The organism is Chryseobacterium sp. Bi04 (assembly GCF_918698085.1).
Lineage (GTDB): Bacteria > Bacteroidota > Bacteroidia > Flavobacteriales > Weeksellaceae > Chryseobacterium.
In genome coordinates, this window is record NZ_CAKKLP010000015.1 from 50797 (window position 1) to 72105 (window position 21309).

The following is a 21309-nucleotide window of genomic DNA, read 5'->3' on the forward strand; positions in this document are numbered from 1 at the left end:
CTGCCATAAACTGATGACCATAATTTTTAATCTGATTACGAGCTTTTCCAAACTACACCCTCTGTTGTAATTGTATTTGAGAAACAGGCATTCAACTATTCAACGATTTTTCATCCATAAAGCAGCAGCCAGAATTATTTTTAATCTTCACCCTGGATAAGATCCACATGCTGTATGGAACTTATTAAAATTCTTCTTCCGAAAGCTCTTTATTGGCAACAGCTCCTGCAAAATTCCCCTGCGCAACAGCATTGGCTACAGACCGCATCATGGTAACATTATCTCCACAGGCAAAAACTCCGGGAACATTTGTTTTCTGCATAAAATCTGCCTTTATAAATCCCTGCTCCGTTAATTCAACCCCCAAATCAGCCGAGACATTCAGATTTTGTTCAAAAGGTATTTTAGCATATAAAGCTTTTAGCGGAACCATTTTTCCGTTTTTAAAAATTATGTTCTGAATATATCCGTTTTCATGTTCTATACTTTGAACTTCATCTTCATTGATGATGATTCCATTCCGGTTCAATTTGGCAACCTGCTCCGGGGTGAGCTTAGTTTTCCCATTGGTAAATAAGGTTAGCTTTTTAGTCAGGTTAAAAACCAGTTTTGAAAATTCAAAAGCCATCTCCCCATCTGCAAGAATTCCTGTCACCTCATCTTTTACTTCATAACCATGACAATATGGACAGTGTATTACGGAGATTCCCCAACATTCAGCAAATCCTGAAATATCAGGCATTAGGTCGTTCACTCCGGAAGCCAGAATAAGTTTTTTAGCCCGGAAAACCCCATTATAAGATGTTTCTACTTTAAAACCATCAACTTCCCTGGTTATTTTCACAACAGTCCCATTATAGAATTCTACAGTATGATATGCTTTCACCTGCTCTCTTGCGGCATCTGAAATTTCTTTAGGAGTTTTTCCGTCGTGTGTAATAAAGTTATGTGAATGTGGGGTCTGCCTGTTACAAGGTTTTTCATTATCCATGATTAAAACATTTCTTAACGATCTGCCCAAGGCCATTCCTGCTGATAATCCGGCATAGCTTCCTCCTATGATGATGACATCAAATTTTTTACTTTCCATATGCTTATTGCTTATTGCTTATTGCTTATTGCTTATTGCTTATTGCTTATTGCTTATGCAAAGTTAAAACAAAAAAACATTAATGCAATAATGTTGCGTTAATATTTTTTTTACATTAAATTCAAATATATTAATACTGTTTCTTTACTCCTCCAATCTAAATATTGCTTTTATTGGATCAGGTGCAAAAGTTGGGGGGGGAGCATAAACGTACATCAATGCAGCTTCTCTTTGACGCAAAGTTCTATTTTTATTATGCTTGATTTTAAGTGAGCCAAGAATGAATCGATTAGAAATCGATTTTGATGAAGCTAACTTTTTATATCGCTTATTCAGCGACAAAGCCGTCTTTCTTTGCTTTCTTAAAATAGAGCATCCGAATGATTATTCCTTTGTGTGAAATAAAAGGTTATTTCCATCCTATTTTCAAGTCAAATATAAAAACACATATTTTATGTTATGCATAGATTTTTGAATGTCATCCAAACAAGAGGTTTTAGATTTAACCCAATTTGCTTACTCCCCAAGTTTATAACCTGATCCATTTTATTACATCAACTGCTTATACCAGAAGGAATAAAAAAATCCCGAAGAAGTCTCCGGGATTTAACAGCTAAATGTATAGTGTTAGTTTATTATTTCTGTTTTGATTTTAATTCTTCTTTATCCTTGTCTGATGGATTCCAAACTTTTACTTCGGAATCTTTTGTAATATTGGATCCAGGAAGAACCTGAACGTTAATTCCATCACTTGCTCCAAGTTTTAAGTAGGTCTTTTTAAACTTTCCGTCTTTTTGCTTTACTTCTACAAAAGGAACATCTTTCCCTTGTTTCTTTTCATACTGAACTAAAGATTCGTCCAATAGCAAAGCATTTTTCTGAGAACTCAATACAATTTCTCCGTTAGCAGAGAAACCGGCTCTGATGTATTCATTATTAGGATTTGTTACATCTCCTTCTACCGGAAATTTAATCGTTCCCGCATTATCTTTTCCTTTGGGAGCAATCATGGTCAGCTTTCCTGGAAATGTTTTATTCTGTAATGCACCGATTACGATATTCATATCCATTCCTTCTTTTAGTTTTCCTGCCTGAGCTTCGTCAATTTCCCCTTTAAAGATCAGAGAGTTCAAATCTGCTACAGAACAGATAGTTGTTCCTGCATTAAAGTTATTGGCTTCAATTACCTGGCTTCCTACTTTTACAGGAACCTCAAGAACAGTTCCTGAAGTTTTGGAACGGATCTGCGTCGTAGCCAATCCTTGTCCCTGAAGTTCAGGGGTAGCACCCGTTTTGGCAATCTGCAGTCTTTTTTGAGCGGTATTAAGCTGTTGTTGAGCATTTTTAAGAGACTGCTGCTGAGAAAACAATTGCTGCTGGGAATTAAGATATTCCTGCTTGGAAGCAACTCCTTGTTTATACAGTTTCTCCTGCATATCAAATTGCTTCTGCATATTACTTACATTCAGCTGAGAGTTACCGATCTGAAGCTGTGCATTCTGAACTTCCTGCTGTGCTGCATTTACTTCAGAAATACTAGGAACAATTCTCACGGTAGCAATTAACTGTCCTGCTTCCACTTTATCTCCTTCTTTCACTAAAATTTTATCGATAATCCCGGCAATATTGGGTTTAATTTCAATTTCTTCTTTTGGAGTAATTTTTCCGGTAGCCATCACTTTATCATCCATATTCTGGACAGAAGGTTTACGGGTCAGAAAGGCCTCACTCTCTTTAGAGTTTGATTTTACAAGATAGCCAATCCCGGAGAACAATGCCACTGCAAATAAAAGCCCTAACACAATATAAATGGCTTTTTTCCAAGTGAATTTCTTTTTCATATGTATAGTTTATTTTTTACTTTAAAATTGAATGATTTAGAAATTAAAAAATGAATCCTGTATGCTTATGGCCAGATTACTGCAATTTCAAATCTTCAAATTATCTATTTTTCTAATTATTTTATTATTCTGATCGTAATGCTTCAATTGGTCTGATCTTTACCGCTCTCTGTGCCGGTATCATTCCGATAATCAATCCTAAAATCACCATGACTGCCATGGCTGCAAATACATTTCCGTAATTTACCGTTGGGTTATAGAAAGGAAAAGAATCCTGTCCTTGTGTAACCGCATTTAAAATCATCAGCACAAAGATCCCAAACATAAAACCCAGAAGCCCGGACGAGAGTGTAATTACAACACTTTCCAACAAAATCTGATTCCTTACTTCAGCCGGCTTTGCTCCTAATGCTCTTCTGATCCCTATTTCTTTTGTTCTTTCTTTTACCGTGATCAGCAGGATATTTGAAATAGCAATTACCCCGGCAAGAATCGTCAATGTTCCCACGATAATTGTTAAAAGCTGCATTCCCGTAAGAAAACCTGTCAGTTTTTTAAATTCCTTTCCTAAGTTGAAACTTCCAAAAGCATTGGTATCTTCAGGAGAAACTTTATTCTTAGATTTTAAAACCTGCTTTGCATGCTCCTCCACGTCATTTACGTTTGCATTGGGCTTACTGACAATAGCGAACATATCAATCTGTTCTCCGGCATTATACATTTTGGTATAAGTAGAAAGTGGAATAAAAGCCGTTTGATCATTTTCAAAACCTCCTCCTTTTTTCACTCTGAAAACACCTATTACATTAAAGAATATTCCTTTTATATTAATGGATTTTCCAATCGGGTTTTCTTTCTTCTTAGCCTCAAAAAAATTTTTATAGATTTCTTCTCCGATAACCACTACATTTTTATTTCCTGAAACGTCTGCATCATTGATATATCTTCCGAAAATAAGTTTCTTCTCTGAAATTTTATTCCCTACAGAATAATCTCCGGTAAGAGAATAGGTACTGCTTTTACCATTTCTCGACATCGACTCCCCGGGTGTTCCGGTAAAGCTCCCTCTGGAATTCTGAGGTGATATATAATCAATCTCTGTGAGTTTTCTTTTCAGCATATCCATATCGGATAAATTGAGATGCACCTCTCTTCCCTTAGGAAATCCCTCATAAGGAATAGACGTTTTCTGCGCCCACAGGAAAATAGAGTTGGTAGCAAACCCTGAAAATAATTTATCAAAACCATTCTCCATTCCTTTGGCTGCTCCAAGAAGACTTACATACAAAAACATCCCCCATCCTACTCCAATCATGGTAAGAAATGTCCGAAGCTTATTATTCCTCAATGAATAATAGATCTCCTGCCAAGTGTCTTTTTTAAATATGATATTCACTTCTTCTTAGTTATAAATTATTACTATTTGTAAAAGGGTAAAAGGTACAACCGTTCATCATTACCCTATTTCAAATTGCTGTTATTCTGTTCTTAATGCTTCTATCGGTTTAATCCTTGAAGCTCTGTATGCAGGAACAAATCCGGCAATCAATCCGGAAAAGACCAATGCTACAAATGCCATTACTATCGTTCCCCATCCTACACTCGGACTTTTGATAAAGAACTCTTCAAGGCTGTCTCCAAGCAGGTTTAACGTCAAAACCCCTACTGCCACTCCTACAAAACCTGAAACCACTGTAATAACAACGCTTTCCTGTACAATCAACCCGACAATACCTCCAGGCTTGGCACCAATGGCTTTCCGCACGCCTATTTCTTTAGTTCTCTCTTTTACGATGTACACCATGATATTACTGATCCCGATAATTCCCGCCAGTAAGGTTCCCATCCCGATAAATCCTACAATAGCCGTAAGAACCGCCATAAATGTGAATGTATCATTCATATTCTTGGCATTATTCCAGATACGGACTCCGTTTTCATCATCAGGAGAGACATTTTTTCTCGATTTTAATTTATCTTTCAGTTCATCTCCATATTTAATAGCCTGCTCGGGAGTGAGCTTATCACTATAGGTAATAAAGGCTGTATTTACAGTATCAGAACCTTTTTTCATTTGTTGCAGGGTTGTTATTGGCACAGTGATGTGTCTTTCATCCCGGTCTCCTCCATCATCGGAAAAAACACCCACTACTTTAAACATGGTTCCATTAATATCCAGCTCTTTTCCTACTGAGCTTCCATTTTTAATTAAATCTCTTTGAACCATTCTTCCAATGACTGCTACATTCTGTTTTCTTTGAAGGTCAAAGGAATTAATATAGCGACCATCGATAATCTTTCTGTTTTCAATAATCTGTTCTCCGGGTTCTGCCCCATGTATCTGATAAAGTCCGCTTTCCTTCCCATATTTTACCATTAAATTGGCTGCATATCTGGCTGTGGAAGCACCTACTTTTTCCTTATCTGTATTGATTAGAAAATCATAGTCGTCATTATTCATGGTAACATTCCTGTCCGACTGTAATCCCTTATAGGCTAAAGTGGTTTTTCCTGTATAAATCGTAATCAGGTTTTTGGCATCTCCTGCAAACCCTTCAGAGAAAGCGTTTTGAAGTCCTTTCCCGATTCCAAACAATACAATGAAAATAAATAACCCCAAGGCCACAGTAAATCCGGAAAGTACCGTCCGAAGTACGTTACTGCGGATAGAACTGAATATTTCCTGCCAACGATCTAGATCAAACATTTTTTATTAGTATTAAAAGATTGAAAATTTACGATTGTTAAATTTTCAAATTATCTCATTTTCAAATTCTCAAATTAACTTATCTACAGTACAAGCTGCTTAATAAATTCATCACTTTCAATAATACCATCTTTCAGTATTACGTTTCGTTTCGTTTGGGCAGCCACATCAGGTTCATGAGTCACCACAATGATTGTCTTTCCTTCATTGTTAATATCCTGAAGAAGCTTCATAATATCATGAGTAGTCTTTGAATCCAATGCTCCCGTAGGTTCATCCGCCAATACTACTTTGGGATTGGTAATAAGGGCTCTGGCAATAGCAACTCTCTGTTTCTGTCCTCCTGAAAGTTCATTGGGAAGGTGATTAGCCCACTGCGCCAACCCTACTTTCTCCAAATACTCCATTGCTTTCTGATTACGCTCTTTTCTGGGTACATTCTGATAATACAAAGGAAGAGCTACATTCTCCAAAGCAGTCTTATAACTGATCAAATTGAAGGACTGGAAAACAAAACCCAAGAATTTACTTCTGTATTCGGCCGCTTTTATTTCAGATAAATGCTCAATGGGTACTCCATCAAGATCATATATTCCTGAATCCTTTTCATCCAGAATACCAATAATATTAAGAAGTGTAGATTTTCCGGAACCGGAACTTCCCATAATAGATACAAACTCACCTTCTGAAATATTCAGATTGATCCCTTTAAGGACATGAAGCTTGCTTTTTCCTGTATCGTATGACTTATGTAAATCCTGAATTACTAACATTAAGTGATGTATGTTTTATATCCAATAAGTAGATGATAATTTCAAATTGTTACAAGAATAAAAATTTATTCAAATATTTTTTTGTTTAACAAAATACACCTTTATTAAAAGCACTTTACAACAAATTGTTTAATCGTAACTTTAGTTTTCCATCCATTTATCCTCAATATTGCTGCTTAGCCTATTATCCGTGCTGGTTTCATGTAAATGTGGAAAACTTTTACAGCTAAAAGTCAGTCAATTAGTATTTACCCCTTTCAAAATCAGTTCTTTTTTTCGAACTTTGTAGTTAGATTCTGATCAGAAACACAAACATAGTTTGTGAATAAGTTTAATTCACAAACAACACAAAAACAAAAAGTTAAATGTTTTCTGAACGTTATCCACATACATCTGAATTATTTAATTATAAAGACATTTAATATGGGAATTTTTGATAAAAGAGTAAGTTATAAGCCATTTGAATACCCTGAGGTTCTTCAATTTGTAGAAGCTATCAACAAATCGTTCTGGGTACATTCGGAAGTGGATTTTACTGCAGATGTTCAGGATTTTCATTCGCAGTTGGAACCCAATGAAAAGCATGCTGTAAAAAATGCGCTTTTAGCCATTGCACAGATCGAGGTGTCTGTAAAGACATTCTGGGGAAACCTATACAACCACATGCCAAAACCGGAACTGAATGGTTTGGGAGCTACTTTTGCAGAATGCGAATTTCGCCATTCCGAAGCATATTCCCGTTTATTGGAGGTGTTAGGATATAATGAAGAATTTTCAACGGTAATAGAAATTCCTGCCGTGAAAAAGAGAATTGATTTCTTATCAAATGTTCTTAAGCATGCCAATTCTACGACACCAAAAGAATATGTTTCTTCTCTTTTATTATTCAGTATTTTAATTGAAAATGTATCCCTGTTTTCTCAGTTTGCCATCATCCTTTCTTTCACAAGGTTCAAAGGGTACATGAAAAATGTATCTAATATCATTGCCTGGACTTCAGTAGATGAGCAGATTCATGCCAATGCAGGAATTTATCTGATCAATAAGATCCGTGAGGAACAACCTGATCTATTGACTGATTCTGACATTGAAGACATCTACACCCTGGTAGACCAATCCATAGAACTGGAAGGTGAAATCCTGGATTGGATCTTTGAATTAGGAGAGCTTACAGTTTTCTCAAGAGAAGACCTTCTGAACTTTATGAAATATCGTGTTGATGACAGCTTAAAGAAAATCAATATGGAAACCCGTTATAATATTTCTCCAGAGCAATACCGCCCTATGAAATGGTTTGAAGAAGAGGTTTTTGCTAACTCTATGGATGATTTCTTTGCCAAGAGGCCTGTAGATTATACAAAACACGATAAGAGTATTACAGCAAACGATTTGTTTTAAATGATATAAAGCGCGAGCGAAGCGAGCGCCAAAGCAGATCCTATTAGAATAAATTATTTATTTCAATTACAGCCAATTAATTCAACAAGCACAAATATAAAAGATGATTAACGTAATAGTAAGTTACACGGTAAAATCTGAATTTGTTCCTACAAATAAAGCTAATATTCAAAAGTTTTTGAATGATTTTAAAAATCTGGATCAATCAACCTTTGAATATAAGGTCTTTGTAAAAGAAGACGGTGTTACTTTTTTACATTATTCAAACTACATCAATGAGGAAGTACAGCATGAAGTTTTGAATATACCTTCTTTTAAAGAGTTTCAGAAATTAAGAGATGAGAGCGGGCTGAATGGTTCCCACAAAGTAGAAATTTTACAATCAATAATATAAATACAACAAAATTCCGGAGTGATTACCACACTTCGGAATTCGAAAATATAACATCTATGGAAGAACAAAATTCAAATATATGGTGGCTCAATGAAGAGTCTGAGCAAATGCTGAACAGAGGATATCTGTTGAAAGGAGAAACAGTAGATGGAGCCATCGACAGAATCACCACTGCTGCTGCAAAAAAATTATATAAGCCGGAACTACAGCCTGCTTTTAAGGAAATGATCACCAAAGGATGGATCAGCTTCTCTTCCCCGGTATGGGCTAATATGGGAACACAGAGAGGTCTTCCTATCTCATGTTTCAATGTTCATATCCCGGATAGTATTGAAGGGATTACTCACAAAATGGGTGAGGTCATTATGCAGACAAAAATTGGAGGTGGAACTTCCGGATATTTTGGAGAACTTCGTAACAGAGGTACTGCAGTAACAGATAATGGAAAATCTTCAGGAGCCGTTTCTTTCATGAAATTGTTTGATACCGCAATGGATGTTGTTTCTCAGGGAGGCGTAAGAAGAGGTGCTTTTGCAGCTTATCTGGACATCGACCATGGAGATATTGAAGAATTTTTATCCATTAAAGATATCGGAAGCCCTATTCAGAATTTATTTACCGGAGTTTGTGTACCTGACTACTGGATGCAGGATATGATTGACGGTGATATGGAAAAACGTAAAGTTTGGGCAAGAGTATTAGAAAGCCGCCAGCAGAAAGGTCTTCCTTATATTTTCTTTACAGATAACGTAAACAGAAACAAGCCCCAGGTTTACAAAGATCAGGGAATGACTGTTAACGCAAGTAATCTGTGCTCAGAAATTATGCTTCCATCTACAAGAGAAGAATCATTCATCTGCTGTTTATCATCAATGAACCTGGAACTGTATGATGAATGGAAAGATACTGATGCTGTAAAGCTGGCTGTCTATTTCCTTGATGCTGTTTTATCAGAATTCATCGAAAAAACTGAAGGAAATTATTACCTGCAGGGAGCAAGAAACTTCGCATTGCGTCATAGAGCACTTGGATTAGGGGTATTAGGATACCACTCTTATTTACAGAAAAACATGATTCCGTTTGAAAGTTTTGAGGCCACTCAATTCAATGCAAGAGCTTTCAAACATATCAAAGAACAGGCTGAGCAGGCTTCAAGAGAACTGGCCAATATTTATGGTGAACCGGAATTATTGAAAGGATACGGACTGAGAAATACCACTACAATGGCCATTGCTCCTACCACTTCAAGTTCGGCCATCTTAGGACAAACATCTCCGGGAATTGAACCTTTTGCTTCTAACTATTATAAAGCAGGTCTGGCTAAAGGAAACTTTATGCGTAAGAACAAATATCTTGCTAAATTATTGGAAGAAAAAGGATTAGACAATGAAGAAACCTGGAGAACAATCATGCTGAACCATGGTTCTGTACAGCATTTATCTGAATTAACTGACGAAGAAAAAGCAGTATTCAAAACATTCAAAGAAATTTCTCCTATGGAAATTATTTCTCAGGCTGCACAGAGACAACAATATATCGACCAGGCACAATCATTGAATCTTCAGATTCCTTCCACAATGCCTGTAAAAGACGTTAACTATCTGTATATAGAAGCATGGAAGAAAGGAGTGAAAACACTTTACTACCAAAGAAGTTCTTCTGTTTCAAAAGAAATGATGGTTAATTTCGTAACGTGCTCTGCTTGTGAAGCATAAATTCAAATAATAAATACGTCATATCAACGAAAGCACGCCCTTTGGCGTGCTTTTATATTTTCTGGCATCACAGTATTTATAAGTGATTTTTATATTGCATAAGTCACGATGATTAATTTCAACAGAAAAAAAGCGTAGGGATTCTAAAAAAATATTGGATATTGCTATAAAAAAACCATGAAAAATAATGTATACCTCAATGCTATAAAAAATTATGTTTTAATCCTTTTGTGTATATATTGTATTTCCTGCCAAGGCCAGGAATATGATAAGGATATTCTGAACTTAAAAAAGGTTGACTTGGGATTAAATGCTGAGCGTTTTTATAAGAACTCCATGAAGAGAGAAAATATTAAGCTTTTAAGCGGAAAACAATATGTTGAAAAAGATACCATTACCGAATATGACAACACATGGAATGGGGACCGGAATAAGATTTTTGCGATACAATATCGCGTAGTGGGGTATTCTCCTGAAGATGTTGTTGCCCAATTTGACAATATCCATTTTTCAAGAGTTGAATCACTTGTTGATGATAAAGGAAATCTCATGCTCATCAATGCCGTTACGCCGGCTTCCAAAGATAACATCCTTAAATTCATTGCTGCCCTGAAAAAAGAATATCAGGATCCCGAACTAACAGAAGACTCATCCGGATATACCCATAGTCAGGTTTTTACCTGGAGAGATAAAGACAGAATTATTAAATTATCAACCAATAGCCGTTTAGATTTTTCTAATCCTCACCATATCGTAAGTGAAGCTGACAAAAAAGAAATTGAAGAAATAGAAAAGAGCAGACTTACAGAATCTACACTTTTTATCTGCAATTCAACTTATGAGAAAAAGCTTTTAGGGAATCTTCATTCCGGAAACTGGATGAATTTTAAATAGATCCGACAGGCATAGATATTTTTCTATACAAAAGAATAATATCATATTTATTTTTTAAATTTATTAAAATTGTTAATAAAAGCACATCTAAAAAATCAAATTTAGCATATAAATAATAAAAACACATTAAAAAATACTAATAATCAATCTATTGAAAAAGGGCTATTTTAGCAGCCACATGAATGGATAGTCATAAAATCTAATACCATTAAAAACTCAATTATGAAAAAAATATTATTTACTTTATTAGTAAGCTGTTTTTCTGTGGCTTACACTCAGACCCTCAACTTTTCTGATGTAAAATTCAAAGCCCTTCTTCTAAGTGCTAATTCTACCAATCAGATAGCAAAAAATTTCAATGGAAACGCTATCGCAGTAGACCAAAATGGAGATGGGGAAATTCAGCTTTCGGAAGCCCAGCGGGTAAAAATCCTGGATATAAAAGTAGATATTGAACAGATGTATATTGATCCTGCCGGAGACCGGTATGATCCTAACAATATAAACTCTGCCTATTACAACAGCCATCTTCCTGACGGTATTTCAGATGCCTTACTTTTCTCCAATCTTGAAGAACTTTACTTTTGGAATACCAGAACCGCCAATATCAGCTTTATCAATAATACCAAAATAAAAAAAGTACAAGGAAGACCTTTCTACTATGACCTCTCCCAATCCGGACAATATACAGCTGCTCCCATTAATCTTTCATTCGACAGCTGCCCGGGCATCAACAATATTACAGATATCATCGCCTACCAGGCTACAGGTAATCCGTGGTATTCTCCTGAAAACAGTTTAACCCTAAAAAACTGTCAACAGATCAGCAGCAATGCGGTAATTGATTCAGCCGAGCTTATGGAACTTCATATTCAGAACTCAAGTATTACCAGTTTAACTTTTAATTCGTGTAAGTTTTTATCAAAAATTTCTGTTCCTGATCTAAATACTCTAACAAAGATATCTGTATTGGGTAATAACGGAATATCTTCCTCCGGTAACAGTCAGGATATCGAACTGATTGCCAACAACTGTACTAATTTGCAGGAAATCATAGCAGACACCGATCATTATTCTTCAACAGGAGCCTATTTTTCTGCAGTAAACCTGAATGGCTGTACTTCATTAAAGAAAATAAAAGGACTGAATGCTCCCACTATTAATTTTAGTACGGCAGGGCTTGTTAATCTGGAAGAATTAGATTGCTCTTTCTACAACAGATACGGATACAATACTACATCTGGTATTTATTTTGGGAATGTAAATGCATTGAACCTTGCGAGTCTTCCAAAACTTAAAATACTAAAGGCTTTTAATCAGAAAATATCCAATAATGTCAACTTCAGTGCTGCACAAGCTTTGGAAAATATTGACATCACCAACTCATGTGGCTATATGAATACCGTGAATGTTAGTAATCTTGCGAATCTTACCACTTTAAAAACCGGCAGAACCGAGACAGTAAATACTCAAGGTAACGATGATCTTCAAAAAATTACTGCTAAAAACTGTACCTCATTAGCCAATTTCATTTTTAGTGGTAACAGTCATTTAAAAGAATTGGATATACAGAACTGTACTGCTATACAAAAAATAGCGATCGGTTATTATGTACTAGAAAGAGATGGTGTTTTTCCTGAATTAAATTCAATTAATTTATTACAGTGTACTGGTATTAAAGAAATTACTATTCACAATACACAAATAAACACCTTCAATACATCACAATGCTCTGCTTTAAAAACATTAGAGCTTAAAGAAGACAACTTACTATCTTCTATTGATATTTCTAACAATTTTAACTTGGAATCCATTACTTTACAGTCACTACCTTTAATTTCACAAGTGAATACTTTAAATAATATTAAGCTAAAAACTGCATTTATCAGCAATAGCCCTCAAATAACACAACTGAATTTTTCTACTGCAACAAATTTCGAAGGACTTTCACTTTGGAATATGCCAAACCTCACTTATGTTAATATAAGAAATGGATCTATAGAGGAATTTCATGATTACAATGGCTATAACATTAATCTCCAGATGTGTGTCGACGATGCCCAATTAAGCGATCTACAATCAATGTATCCTGATATTACATTTACAGCAAACTGTGGGAGCTTTCTTCAAAACAGAAATGTAAAAGCTAATATAAAATCTTTCAAAGTTTTCCCAAATCCTGTAAAAGATATCCTGCAGGTTAATTCTGACTCTGTTATAAAAAATATAAAAATAATTGATACTCAGTCAAGGATTATCTTCAACCAGGATTTTAATCAGGAACTTATAAAAATTGATCTTTCAAGCTATCCTAGCTCTGTTTATATCATGAAAATAACTACTGATAAAGGGCAAGTAACGGAGAAGATTATAAAAAGATAATCTTCTTCAAAACACATATTCTTTACCAAAAATCATAGAACGTTCTATGATTTTTTTGATTTATATTTGTGTATATTGTTTAATACCATAAAACGAGATATATGAAATTCGGACAAGTAGAAGACCCTTCAAAAATAGATTTTACCCTTCCCAAAGATCATTCTAAAACTAAAGAAATTTTAAATCTTAATAAAAAAGGGTTTGAAAACCTATCTATTGGATGCGCCAAATGGAATAAGACCGACCTTAAAGGGTTTTATCCTAAAGGAACAAAGGATGAGCTGACCTATTATGCCACTCAATTTAATTCTATTGAACTGAATGCTACATTTTACGGAATGCCTACTCCGGATCAGGTGAAAACATGGAAAGAAAAAACACCTGAAAATTTTAAGTTCTTTCCTAAAATCACCAATACAGTTTCCCACTTCCGAAGACTTATCGACGTGACGGATCCTGTAACTCATTTCGCTTCTGCCGTCATGAATTTTGATGAAAAATTAGGAATGGCTTTTCTTCAGCTTCATGATAATTTTAAACCTAAAGATTATGACAGGCTGGAAAAATTTGTAAAAGAATGGCCAAAAGAAGTTCCTCTGGCTATAGAACTTAGAAATACGGAATGGTTTACTGACGAAGAGATTCTCAATACTACCTGTGAGCTCTTTGAAGCCCACAACATCACCAACATCATTGTAGATACTGCGGGAAGAAGAGATATGCTCCATATGCGCCTTACTACTCCCAATGCATTTATCCGTTATGTAGGAGCCAACGCAGAGAGTGATTATGAAAGATTGGACGATTGGTTACAGCATCTGACAAAATGGAAAAAAGAAGGCTTACAAAATCTTTATTTCTTTGTACATCAAAATATAGAAAAAGCTTCTCCCCTGCTGTCTGCTTACTTCATTAAAAAAATCAATGAAGAATGGAAAACTGATATTCATATTCCTCAGATGGCCACTGAAAATACGGGAACATTATTTTAATCCGGACAGATTACTGTCAAATAATAATATACTCATTCACAAAAGCTTATACAGAACAATTCCAATTTATCACTTAAAATTCAATTCCTGGTGATAAAAGTCTTTTCGTATCATAAATTTTTATACTTTAGTGAACTAATATATTTCACACAATAGTGTAAACTTAAAAAAACGAGATAATGGAAAAGGAAATCTGTAGAATCAACATCACTACCAACTGGTTGGGTGATGAATATATTTTTTATGAAAATGGTACCATAAAAAGAATATATGATAACCATAGCATGAGCTCCAATGTTACTGAATGGCTGGAGCCCGGACAAATAAGCAAGCTGAGTAAAGATAGATTAGTCAAAAGCTGCCCCGAAGAACTCAAAGAGCAGGTGATGCATATTCTGGATTATCCTTAATATAAAGTATAAAAAATGAGTAATAAACGTTTATTACTCATTTTTTTTATTTAGTGTGATTTATTTTTTCTCAGAAGCAATACCAGGTTAAGGAATAAAAGCAGAAAATCTAATGAGATCCAGATTCCCAGTTTGGTATTTTCATAGTTGTAGGCATCCACCTGCTTTTTTGCAGCTTCGGAAAGCTTTACACTTTGATTGATATAATTTTGTACCTCTACAATCTGATCAATATTCTTATTGGGAACAGAATGCTGAGAAAAGTAAACCAGGTTCTTTCTTCCCAAATATCCCACAATCCAATATTCATCAGATTTATCCATTTTAAGATATTCTATCCTGTAGTATTCCGGGCGTATTTTTCCAATGTGCTTGGGCTCCAGCAGTATGTTTGACTGTTCCTTGCTGACATTGATAAGGTAAAAATCCAGGGCCTGGGGAAGCTTATTAACAACCTGAAGTCCCACTGAATTGTCTACAAATGCCACAGCACTTTTTTTGATAAACCAATAGGCAAAAAAAGAAATTGAAAAAACAACGGTGAGAATACGGAACAGCTTTGCCCATTTTGCCACCTTTCCTGATTTTACTTTATAAAAAACCAAAGAAAGCACACAAGCCCAAAAGATAACAAAAATGATAAATTCCATACTGCAAAGATACTTATTTCAGAATTTTCAGGAGAATCTTAGTCTACATTCCATTCTTTATAGAACTGGTCAAGGAAGTTCAGCATATAATTGTGCCTTTCTTCAGCCAGTTTTTTCCCCGTCTCTGTATTCATCAACTCTTTCAGAAGCAATAATTTTTCATAAAAATGATTAATGGTTGTACCATTTGATTTTTTATACTCTTCTTTGGACATATGTAGACTGGGCTTAATTTCAGGATCATACATCAGATTATTTTTGAACCCGCCGAAGTTAAATGTTCTCGCAATCCCAATGGCTCCAATAGCATCAATACGGTCTGCATCCTGAACTATTTTAAGCTCTATGGAAGGATCTACAGGAGCGTTACCCCTGTTTTTAAATGATATATGCTCAATAACAAAAAGAATCTTTTCTATCGTCTCCTCAGAAACATTTTGCCCTGTAAGGAATTCTCTGGATATTTTAGGAGCTATCGTCTCATCTCCATTATGAAATTTGGGATCTGCAATATCATGAAGAAGTGCCGAAAGCTCTACTACTTCCTGATCACAGGTTTCTGTTTCTGCAATCTTTCTGGACAGCTTCCAAACTCTTTCAATATGGAACCAGTCGTGTCCGGCTTCTGCCCCGATTAATTTTTCTTTTACAAATTCTACGGTCTTGTCAATTGTACTTTTCATTTATCTATCAGTTCATTTAAAATAATATCCCAAAGTTTTTTATTATAATTTCTAAAAAAATTAACATGTCCTATTTCTTTTTTATCAGATTCGGAAGTTTTTACAAGCCTGTAGGTGGGTGTAAGGTTAGGATAAGTATCATTTAATAAACTTAATACTCCTTTCTCGGTTAACCATACATCATCTTCCGCCCTGACTACGAATACTTTCTGTTTTAAATTTTTAGAATAATCATCAATTTTTTCCAACAGTTTGTTGGTTGATTTCTTGTTTAAAATTAAGGTTCTCCAGTCATATGCACAATCTTTTGGCAGACTTTCTCCAAGCCCAAACCAATGTGCCGGAAAATACCCTAACACTGAGGTGGTTAAGGGCTGAACAATTCCAAAGCCAAGATAAGCTTCAATTTTTGTTCTTTTCTTAAGGTTTCCCACAAAAGCATTTTGAGTTCCCACAAAAATAAATTCTTCAAAAATCTCAGAATCTTTATTCATCCCCAGAATTAATGCTCCCACAGAATGTCCCAGACAGTATTTTTTGTATTCAGAGAATTTCACCTTGATATACCGGGTGAGCTCTTGGTAGTCTTTTGAGCCCCAAAGCCTCATAGAGCCATGAAAGCCTCTCATATTCTCCGGTTTGGAAAGCCCTATTCCCCTATAATCATAAGTGATCACTGTGAATCCCTGTTCAGAAAAATATTGGGCAAATGAAAAGTACACCTGTTGTTTTACTCCTGTTGCAGAATTAATAAGCAGTAGTTTCCCATTGCTTTTTTCAGGTTTAAAAAGGTGTGCCGTTAAAGAAACATGATCCTCTGTGGTAAGTATTAGTTTTTCCATAGTATAAAAGAAAAAATCCACTATAAAAGTGGACATTTTCATTATATTTTTATGTTAAGTTTTTAAGTTTTGATATGCCTTAAATAATTTTAAGAAAAGAATTCCGACATCTTAGGTAATCCTGTCTGTGAACCTTTACCCCCTGAGACTCTTGCTGAAACCTCATTTCCAAATTTCACGCAGTCTTCAATAGTATTCCCGTGGCACAATGCTATAGCAAACCCTGAAGTAAATGCATCTCCCATTCCCATCTTATAAACAGTCTTATCTTTATCATTCCTGAAATATTTCATCTCCGTACCGTCGAAATAAATAGTAGAATTCGTATCATCTCTTACAAATACTTTATTGAAGTATTTTTTAAGGACTTCTTCCCTTTTCTCTTCGCCAAAAATAATATAAAGTTCATTGCTTTTTGCTACAATAAAGTCAACATTTTCAATAATCGCTTCATTTACAGGCATTGCAGGAGAAGCATAAAGCCCTACTTTTTTGCCATATTTTTTCGCTTTTTTTACCGTGTATTCTACAACTTCTATAGAAACCTCAAGCTGTACAAGTACAAGATCAGCACTGTGGAAATACCGGTCTGCTTCATCTATATGAGCTTTATTAAGATATTTATTGGCTGCCGGAACCACTACAATAGCAGCATTTCCGTTACAGGTTGTTACATAAGCTGTCCCTGTGGATTCTTTGTCTGTCTCATGAACAAAACCTACATTCACATTTTCACTCACAAGGTTTCTCATGATTTGCTGACCCAGTGGATCCATTCCTACACAACCTATAAAATAAACACTTGCTCCAAGCCTCGCTGTTCCTACTGCCTGGTTGGCTCCTTTCCCTCCAAAATAGCTGTCTGAATTAACGGCTAAAACGGTTTCATTAGGTAAAGGAAGCTTTTCGGTTTCTAAAACCAAATCTATTGATGAGCTGCCTACAACAATAATTCTGGGTTGTTCTGAGGAGAATTTCATTGTGCTTTATATTAGTTTTAACATTTATATCTGGTGAAAATCAGTGATCCAAAAGTAACTATTTTTATTAACTTATTTCAATAAATTCAGTAATTATCTTTACGGGCTGCTGATCTTTATCATAAGCAATATAACTGGCATAAAAACCTTCACCATATCCGGTTTCAAAGGCAAATATAGTTCCAGGATGTTCATCGGACGGCTTTAAGAAAGCATACTGGTCTATCGCGCCGTTCTCATCAAAGAAATAATCATGGAAAAATTCTTCATAGATTCCCATAAAGTCTCCACCTTTCTTCTGATATAGCTTTTGTTCCAAATCATTAAGACTGGCCTGGGTATCCACATCCATCAGACAACCCATTCCACTTTCTACAGGATATCCAAAAACCTCTCCTTCTGCAAGATCCTTGATATTCTGTCCTGCTGTAGTAGCCAGTTTCCAATCTGCAATAGCAGAATTACTGAATATGATTTCAGCATACGCTACACAATTACTCTCTCTTTCTTTGTGCAACATCACTGAGAAATTTCCTTTGGGAAATTCTGTGGTAAAAGGAAGCATATCATTTGTGATTAGGGGATCACAAGCTATCAGTTTTCCACTGGAAAGGTAAATTTTTCCAACTTCAAAACTTTCCAACAAAGGACTTTCTACAAAGTCTTTTGAGAATAGTTTCTGTATGTTTTCTATATGTTTCATGTTATTTATTACTTGTTTTCAATGTGTAGCTGAGTGAAACCGAAAATAATTCATTCAACTGATCCAATGACCATTTGTAATGTTTCTTTTTCTTTCTACTCTAGCCTTCCACTTTCTTTTAAGGTACAACTGCCTGATTTCTATCATTAATACATAAAAGAAGACGAGATTAACTGGTCTTCTTTTATAGATATAGTTTTCAGGGAATTTCCTTGATTACTTACAAACTTTTCAGTTTCTCTTCCAAAATGGCAATTTTATCCTGAGCGTCTTTTTGTTTTTTACGCTCAACTTCTACCACTTCCGGTTTGGCATTAGCCACAAACTTTTCATTGGAAAGTTTCTTTTCAACTGAAATTAAAAACCCTTTTAAATATTTTACTTCTTCTTCAGTTTTAGCTTTTTCTTCTCCCAGATCTAAGTTTTCACTTAAAGGAATAGACACTTCTGTTGCTCCTACCAGAAAGGTAAAACTTGGCTTATCAGTTTTCAATCCAAAATGGATCTCCGAAATATTAGCTAATTTTTTCACCACATTATCATTGGCAAATTCAGAAGCATTTGTAAATATTTCAACTTCTTCTCTTGGAGAAATCCCTTTAGTCTGACGATAATTTCTAACTCCTGAAATCAGTTCTTTTGCAATTTCAAAGTTTCTGATTATTTCTTCATTAAAGACATCTGCATTTTTCTGCTGAGCAATAACAAGAGCTTCTTCCATACTTCTTTCCGAAATCAACTGCCAGATTTCTTCTGACTGGAAAGGCATGAACGGATGAAGCAACTTCATTAATTCTTCAAAGAAAATAATTGTTCTGTCATATACTTCTTTAGAAATCCCTTCTCCATAATTAGGCTTAATAGCTTCAAGATACCATCCGCAAAAATCATCCCAAATTAATTTATAGATCAAATGCAGGGCATCAGAGATCCTGAATTTATCAAACTGATCATTAATTTCAACAATTGTTTTGTTTAATTTGTTTTCAAACCATTCAATAGCCTGGTGATCTGTAGCTATTGCTGGCTTATCTTCATGCTTCCATCCCTGAATCAAACGGAAGGCACTCCATATTTTTGTCATGAAATTTCTTCCCTGAAGCATTAAATCTTCGTCGAAAAGAAGGTCATTTCCTGCTGCTGAGCTCAATAGGATTCCTACACGAACACCATCAGCACCATATTTATCCATGAGTTCAAGTGGATCCGGAGAGTTTCCTAAAGATTTTGACATCTTTCTTCTCTGCTTATCTCTTACAATTCCTGTGAAATAAACATTTTTAAAAGGAACTTCTTTTCTGTACTCCAACCCAGCCATGATCATTCTTGCCACCCAGAAGAAAATAATATCCGGGCCGGTAACCAGATCAGATGTCGGGTAATAATAATTAATATCTTTATTGTCAGGATCAATCAATCCATCGAATACAGATATCGGCCACAGCCATGATGAGAACCAGGTATCTAATGCATCATCATCCTGCTTAAGGCTTTCTACGGTCAGCTCCTGATTTCCTGTTTTTTGTTTTGCCAGTTCTAAGGCTTCTTCTTTAGTTTCAGCGACTACAAAATCTTCATCTCCTGTACCATAATAATAAGCAGGGATCTGCTGTCCCCACCAAAGCTGACGGGAGATGTTCCAGTCACGGATGTTTTCCATCCAGTGTTTATAGGTGTTTTTAAACTTTTCAGGATAAAATTTTACCTCATCATCCATTACCACATCCAAAGCAGGTTTAGCAATGTCGGACATTTTAAGGAACCACTGTACTGAAATTTTAGGCTCTATAACAGCCCCTGTTCTTTCTGATGTTCCTACTTTATTCACATAATCTTCTGCTTTTAACAAAAGATCCTTTTCTTCTAATTCCTTGGCGATCTGCTTTCTTACTTCAAATCTGTTTTTCCCCGCATAATGAAGACCGTGCTCATTAAGATTTCCGTCATCATCCAGAGCATCAATCATTTTCAGCTGATGTTTCTGACCGATCTCATAGTCATTGGTATCGTGTGCAGGCGTAATTTTTAATGCTCCCGTACCGAATTCAATATCTACATATTCATCTTCAATAATCGGAACGACGCGATTTACAATCGGAACAATTACATTTTTACCTTTCAGATGAGCGTATCTCTCATCATTAGGGTTAATACATACAGCAGTATCTCCGAAAATAGTTTCAGGACGGGTGGTAGCTACTGAAAGAAATTCTTCAGAGCCTTCGATTTTATATTTAAGGAAATAAAGCTTCCCGTTCTGTTCTTTAAATATGACCTCTTCATCTGAAATATTGGTTTTTGCTTCCGGATCCCAGTTTACCATTCTGTAGCCTCTGTAGATTAATCCTTTATTATAAAGATCTACAAAGCTTTTAATCACCTGTTGTGAAAGTTTGTCTTCCAGGGTAAAACGGGTTCTGTCCCAATCGCATGAACATCCTAATTTTTTTAGCTGCTCAAGGATGGTTCCTCCATATTTATTCGTCCATTCCCAGGCATGCTCCAGGAATTGTTCACGGGTAATATCTGACTTACTGATTCCTTCAGACTTCAGTTTAGCAACAACTTTAGCTTCGGTAGCAATGGAAGCGTGGTCTGTTCCCGGAATCCAACAAGCATTAAATCCACGCATTCTTGCACGACGGACCAGAACATCTTGAATGGTATTGTTCAGCATATGTCCCATGTGTAATATCCCCGTAACGTTTGGCGGAGGTATTACCACAGTATATGGAGGTTTCTCATTAGGTTCTGAGTGGAAATACTTATTTTCCAACCAGTAATTGTACCATTTTTGTTCTGTTTCCTGTGGATTGTACTTTTCTGAAATCTGCATAAATTCTATTTCTTTGGCT

Annotated in this window: 18 protein-coding genes; 7 read left to right on the top strand and 11 right to left on the bottom strand. The window is 35.5% G+C overall.

Annotated elements, in window-relative coordinates:
• Nucleotides 1-184: 184 nt before the first annotated feature.
• From LQV47_RS19130 to LQV47_RS19150, 5 genes are all read right to left on the bottom strand, one after another.
• On the bottom strand, nt 185-1090 hold the full coding sequence (locus LQV47_RS19130; protein WP_230040446.1) for an NAD(P)/FAD-dependent oxidoreductase: 906 nt from the start codon (nt 1088-1090) through the stop codon (nt 185-187).
• A 635-nt stretch (nt 1091-1725) separates the two neighbouring features.
• Nucleotides 1726-2931 carry an efflux RND transporter periplasmic adaptor subunit gene (locus tag LQV47_RS19135; RefSeq protein WP_047488322.1) on the bottom strand — a complete coding sequence of 402 codons (1206 nt, stop codon included), beginning with the start codon at nt 2929-2931 and terminating at the stop codon, nt 1726-1728.
• Nucleotides 2932-3055: 124 nt separating this feature from the next.
• Nucleotides 3056-4327 (bottom strand): ABC transporter permease, encoded by a 1272-nt coding sequence (locus LQV47_RS19140; protein WP_230040448.1) that lies wholly within the window; start codon nt 4325-4327, stop codon nt 3056-3058.
• Between the two features lie 81 nt (nt 4328-4408).
• Nucleotides 4409-5638, bottom strand: coding sequence for an ABC transporter permease (locus LQV47_RS19145; protein WP_230040450.1), 1230 nt, complete (start codon nt 5636-5638; stop codon nt 4409-4411).
• 83 nt (nt 5639-5721) lie between these two features.
• Complete coding sequence (locus LQV47_RS19150) at nt 5722-6411, bottom strand: ABC transporter ATP-binding protein (protein ID WP_230040452.1); 690 nt, start codon at nt 6409-6411, stop codon at nt 5722-5724.
• Between the two features lie 423 nt (nt 6412-6834).
• Between LQV47_RS19150 and LQV47_RS19155 the strand changes: the two genes are divergently transcribed.
• The 7 genes from LQV47_RS19155 to LQV47_RS19185 all read left to right on the top strand — a co-directional run bounded on the left by LQV47_RS19155 (nt 6835) and on the right by LQV47_RS19185 (nt 14596).
• A complete protein-coding gene (locus LQV47_RS19155; RefSeq protein ID WP_230040454.1) occupies nt 6835-7809 on the top strand; it encodes a ribonucleotide-diphosphate reductase subunit beta in 975 nt (324 codons plus the stop codon).
• A 103-nt stretch (nt 7810-7912) separates the two neighbouring features.
• The gene (locus LQV47_RS19160) at nt 7913-8203 is read left to right on the top strand and encodes a hypothetical protein (RefSeq protein WP_230040456.1); all 291 of its coding nucleotides are present in this window, start codon (nt 7913-7915) and stop codon (nt 8201-8203) included.
• Between the two features lie 47 nt (nt 8204-8250).
• Nucleotides 8251-9918, top strand: coding sequence for a ribonucleoside-diphosphate reductase subunit alpha (locus LQV47_RS19165; RefSeq protein ID WP_257190949.1), 1668 nt, complete (start codon nt 8251-8253; stop codon nt 9916-9918).
• 177 nt (nt 9919-10095) lie between these two features.
• Nucleotides 10096-10812: a hypothetical protein gene (locus LQV47_RS19170; RefSeq protein ID WP_230040460.1), complete on the top strand. Its 717-nt coding sequence runs from the start codon at nt 10096-10098 to the stop codon at nt 10810-10812.
• 222 nt (nt 10813-11034) lie between these two features.
• Nucleotides 11035-13194 carry a T9SS type A sorting domain-containing protein gene (locus tag LQV47_RS19175; RefSeq protein WP_230040462.1) on the top strand — a complete coding sequence of 720 codons (2160 nt, stop codon included), beginning with the start codon at nt 11035-11037 and terminating at the stop codon, nt 13192-13194.
• A 101-nt stretch (nt 13195-13295) separates the two neighbouring features.
• The gene (locus tag LQV47_RS19180) at nt 13296-14186 is read left to right on the top strand and encodes a DUF72 domain-containing protein (RefSeq protein WP_230040464.1); all 891 of its coding nucleotides are present in this window, start codon (nt 13296-13298) and stop codon (nt 14184-14186) included.
• A gap of 179 nt (nt 14187-14365) precedes the next feature.
• Entirely contained in the window at nt 14366-14596 is a 231-nt protein-coding gene (locus LQV47_RS19185) for a hypothetical protein (RefSeq protein ID WP_230040466.1), read from the top strand.
• A gap of 50 nt (nt 14597-14646) precedes the next feature.
• Here the strand turns inward: LQV47_RS19185 and LQV47_RS19190 are convergent, their stop codons facing one another.
• The 6 genes from LQV47_RS19190 to LQV47_RS19215 all read right to left on the bottom strand — a co-directional run bounded on the left by LQV47_RS19190 (nt 14647) and on the right by LQV47_RS19215 (nt 21290).
• Entirely contained in the window at nt 14647-15246 is a 600-nt protein-coding gene (locus LQV47_RS19190) for a hypothetical protein (protein ID WP_230040468.1), read from the bottom strand.
• A gap of 38 nt (nt 15247-15284) precedes the next feature.
• Nucleotides 15285-15929, bottom strand: a complete 645-nt coding sequence (locus LQV47_RS19195) for an HD domain-containing protein (protein WP_230040470.1) — start codon at nt 15927-15929, stop codon at nt 15285-15287.
• On the bottom strand, nt 15926-16771 hold the full coding sequence (locus LQV47_RS19200) for an alpha/beta hydrolase (protein ID WP_230040472.1): 846 nt from the start codon (nt 16769-16771) through the stop codon (nt 15926-15928). The genes LQV47_RS19195 and LQV47_RS19200 overlap by 4 nt, the downstream gene beginning before the upstream one ends.
• Nucleotides 16772-16860: 89 nt before the next feature.
• The gene (locus LQV47_RS19205; protein WP_047488274.1) at nt 16861-17751 is read right to left on the bottom strand and encodes a ribokinase; all 891 of its coding nucleotides are present in this window, start codon (nt 17749-17751) and stop codon (nt 16861-16863) included.
• 67 nt (nt 17752-17818) lie between these two features.
• The gene (locus LQV47_RS19210) at nt 17819-18454 is read right to left on the bottom strand and encodes a DUF4241 domain-containing protein (protein ID WP_230040474.1); all 636 of its coding nucleotides are present in this window, start codon (nt 18452-18454) and stop codon (nt 17819-17821) included.
• Nucleotides 18455-18674: 220 nt separating this feature from the next.
• Nucleotides 18675-21290 (bottom strand): valine--tRNA ligase, encoded by a 2616-nt coding sequence (locus tag LQV47_RS19215; protein ID WP_230040482.1) that lies wholly within the window; start codon nt 21288-21290, stop codon nt 18675-18677.
• Nucleotides 21291-21309 lie beyond the last annotated feature (19 nt).